This window comes from Mailhella sp. (genome assembly GCF_057866825.1).
Genome location: NZ_DBMAHT010000178.1, coordinates 1 through 3,286 on the forward strand (window position 1 = coordinate 1; position 3,286 = coordinate 3,286).

The 3,286-nt window shown below is 62.5% G+C and carries 3 protein-coding genes; all 3 read right to left on the bottom strand.

Features of this window, described 5'->3' with window-relative positions; all coding sequences use genetic code 11:
* Window positions 1-1,076: 4Fe-4S dicluster domain-containing protein (locus tag ACZM96_RS10315; RefSeq protein ID WP_489488938.1), on the bottom strand; the 1,076-nt coding region annotated here is incomplete at its 3' end.
* A gap of 456 nt (window positions 1,077-1,532) precedes the next feature.
* Window positions 1,533-2,396, bottom strand: coding sequence for a metal ABC transporter permease (locus ACZM96_RS10320; protein ID WP_294489106.1), 864 nt, complete (start codon window positions 2,394-2,396; stop codon window positions 1,533-1,535).
* A complete protein-coding gene (locus ACZM96_RS10325) occupies window positions 2,389-3,192 on the bottom strand; it encodes a metal ABC transporter ATP-binding protein (RefSeq protein ID WP_489488940.1) in 804 nt (267 codons plus the stop codon). The genes ACZM96_RS10320 and ACZM96_RS10325 overlap by 8 nt, the downstream gene beginning before the upstream one ends.
* Window positions 3,193-3,286 lie beyond the last annotated feature (94 nt).

Sequence of the window (3,286 nt, forward strand, 5' to 3'; positions counted from 1 at the left end):
GTGGTGTTCAGAGGCGTGATCGTGCGTTCGGGGCGGGGCACCAGGGTAATGGCTCCGTGATTGCAGCCGCGCGTGCACACGCCGCAGCCGAGGCACAGTTCGGCGTTGAACTCGATGTGCCGATGGCCTTCGGCGTCGCGTTCCATGGTGAGGGCGTTCACGGGGCAGAGCTGGACGCAGCGTCCGCAGTTCACGCAGGCGGATTCGTTTCTCTGCATGATGAAGTTGGAATGGATGGTCTGCGTCATCTGGAAGCGCTTGACCGCGCCGAGGGCTTCGCAGCAGCAGCCGCAGCAGTTGCAGATGAAGTTCACGCCCTGGCGGACGTTTTCACCGAACTGCACGAGGTTGTGTTCCCAGGCCTGATGCAGCAGTTCCATGCACTCGCTTTTGCTCACTTCGCGGGCGTGGCCGTGCTTGATGAGCGAATGCGCGGCGGTGTTGAAGGTCATGCAGATGTCCATGGGGGCGTCGCAGGCCGTGCCGAGGTGCTGTTTCTTGTGGCGGCAGTAGCACATGCTTATGCCGCACTGGGAAGCCGTTTCAATGACGTGGGTGGCCTTTTCCCAGTCGAGAATTTCCATGGCGTAGGGTTCCTTCACCGTGGGCTCCTGCACGAACACGCGGCCGAGGCCCGTGTCGCCGGTGACGAAGAGCTCGCGCATGAAGTCCTCTTCCACGTTGATGTACTGATTGAAGAGTTCGGCGAGGGTTTTCTGATCGATGTCCTGGCGCACGCGCATCATGGAAAATTCAAAGAATCCGGCCATGGGCGGGGGCAGGCAGTACATCTGCTCGCCGTGATTGTCCATGTCCACGAGCATGGCGCGGCTCGCAAGGTTGTCCAGAATCTTGTGCGCTTCCGTTTCCGACATGTTCCAGCGCTTCGCCGCGTCGGCCGCGGTGAAGGGCTTGATGGGCATCTGGGCCACAAGGTCGGCTTCCTTTTCCGTGAAGAGCATCTTCAGGATGGAGTACAGCGTCTTTGATTCCGGCGCACCCTGAGGAAAGCGGTTGAGTCGGTCGATCATTCGTCCGTAGGCGGACTGCTTTTCAAGCATGAGGTGATGTCCCACAGGCAAATCTCCTTTTATGGTGTCAGAGCGATAACGGGCAACGCGCCTTCCGTGGAGGTCGGGGCGCGGCCGGGAAGCAAATGCGGCCGTGCCGCCCGTGCGGATGATGAAATGTGACGACGCTCACGTTGCGGAACGCCGTTGAGGCGGTGCTGTTGTGCCCGTTTCGGCAGAACAAGTGTAACGAGTTGCAGGGAAACATCAAGTCCGCGTCCTGCGCGCGGAAAGGATTCCCGTGAAGTTGCGTCGCGACAACAGGCGCGGGGCCTTGCTGTTCAACGTTGTCGGGCATTCTTGAAATATTTTGTTCTGTCTTCGCGAAAGTGAACATTTTTTAGTCCGTCCTTCGTTTCGGACGGAAGGCGCAAAGTCGGGCAAAAAAAACGCCTTCGACCGCAGCCGAAGGCGTTTTTGCAGAACATCCGAAAAAGATGCGCGGACGGGCGCTTGTGCGCGTCAGGCCTGCCGTTCGTTGCGCGCGGCGGAGACCACCACGCTCACGACGAACCAGGCGCAGCTGACGAGAATGATGGTGGCGCCGGTGGCGGTTCCCATCCAGGGCTGGACGGAAAGACAGAGCCCGGCCACGGCGGAGGTGAGGCTCACGAGAATGGCCCACCAGAACATGCCGCCTGCGCTGGAGGCGAAGTTGCGCGCCGCGGCCGCGGGCACGATGAGCATGGCCGTGACGAGCAGCACGCCCACGCCCCACACCGAGAACATGACCACGAGCGCGAGCAGGGCGGCGAAGAGGTATTCAAAGAGGGCCACGGGCACGCGGTGCGCCCGGGCGATGATGCCGCTTGTGCCCGCGTAGAGCAGGCGGTTGAAGGCGCATACCTGGAAGATCACGAAGAGGACGAAGAGCGCGAGCAGCCAGCAGATGTCGGTTTCCGTCATGGTGAGGATGTCGCCGTAGAGAAACTGCTGAAGATCGCGCGCAATGGTGTTGTTGCGGCTCACCACGGCCAGACCTCCGGCCACCACGGCGGAGAAGACCACGCCTATCACGGTGTCGGAAGGCAGGGCGCTGAATCGCTGCATGAACATGATGACAAGCCCCACGGCCAGACCGAACAGCGGCATGGAAATGTGCGGATTCACGCCCAGCACCAGACCGATGGCCACGCCTGCAAAGGCGGAATGCCCCACGGCGTCGGAGAAGAAGGCCATGCGGTAATAGACCACCTGCACGCCGAGGGCGGCGGTCATGGGAGCGAGCAGCACGAGGGCCACGAGGGCCTGCTGCATGAAGCGCATGTCCATGCCGTCCAGGGGGAAGAGGGAGGCCAGATGGAAAAGCCAGGAAAGATCAGTCATGACGAGGTTCTCCGCTGAGCGGTTGCGCCGCGGGGGCGGCGTCGGGTTTGGGCATGGCGTGCAGATGATCCTGCGCGCAGATGAGGCCCATGTGCATGCCGAACAGCTCCTGAAGCACGCGTCCGTTCAGCACTTCGGCGGGCGGCCCCTGAGCGATGACCCGGCGCTTGAGGCAGATCACGCAGGTGGCGTGATGAGCCACCATGCCGAGATCGTGACTGACCATGATCTGCGTGAATCCCTGACTTTTGCGCAGATCGTCGAGCAGTTCGCAGAAGAGTCTTCCGCCTTCAAAGTCCACGCCGGCGGAAGGTTCGTCGAGCACCAGCAGTTCGGGATTCTGCTGCAGGGCCAGGGCGAGCAGCACGCGCTGCATTTCGCCGCCGGAGAGCGTGCCCACGCGGCGGCGGATGAGGTGGGCGGCGTGAACTTCGTCGAGCAGTTCGAGGGCCTGCTTTTTGGCCGCGCGGGAAATGCCCAGCCACAGGGGGCGCTTCTGCACGCCCATGGAAAGAAATTCGGCCACGGTGAAGGGCATGCCTCTGTCGAGCACGAGCTTTTGCGGCACGTAGCCTATGCGCAGGCCCTTGCCTCCGCCGAGCGTGATGCTGCCGCGGTAGCCTACTTCGCCGAGCAGGGCGAGCAGCAGCGTGGTCTTGCCCGCGCCGTTGGGCCCGATGAGCACGGTGCAGCTGCCGCGGGGCACGGTGGCGTTCACCCCGTCGAGGATGTTGAGGCCGCTGCGCGTCACGCTGACGTGATCAAAGACGATGGCGGGAGTGTTATCGTTTTCCAAGCGCGTTCTCCAGCGTGCGCAGATTGTTGCGCATCACTTGTTCATAGTAGTCGGCGGGGGCGTCGGCAGGGCCGCCCGCCACGGGATCGAGCGA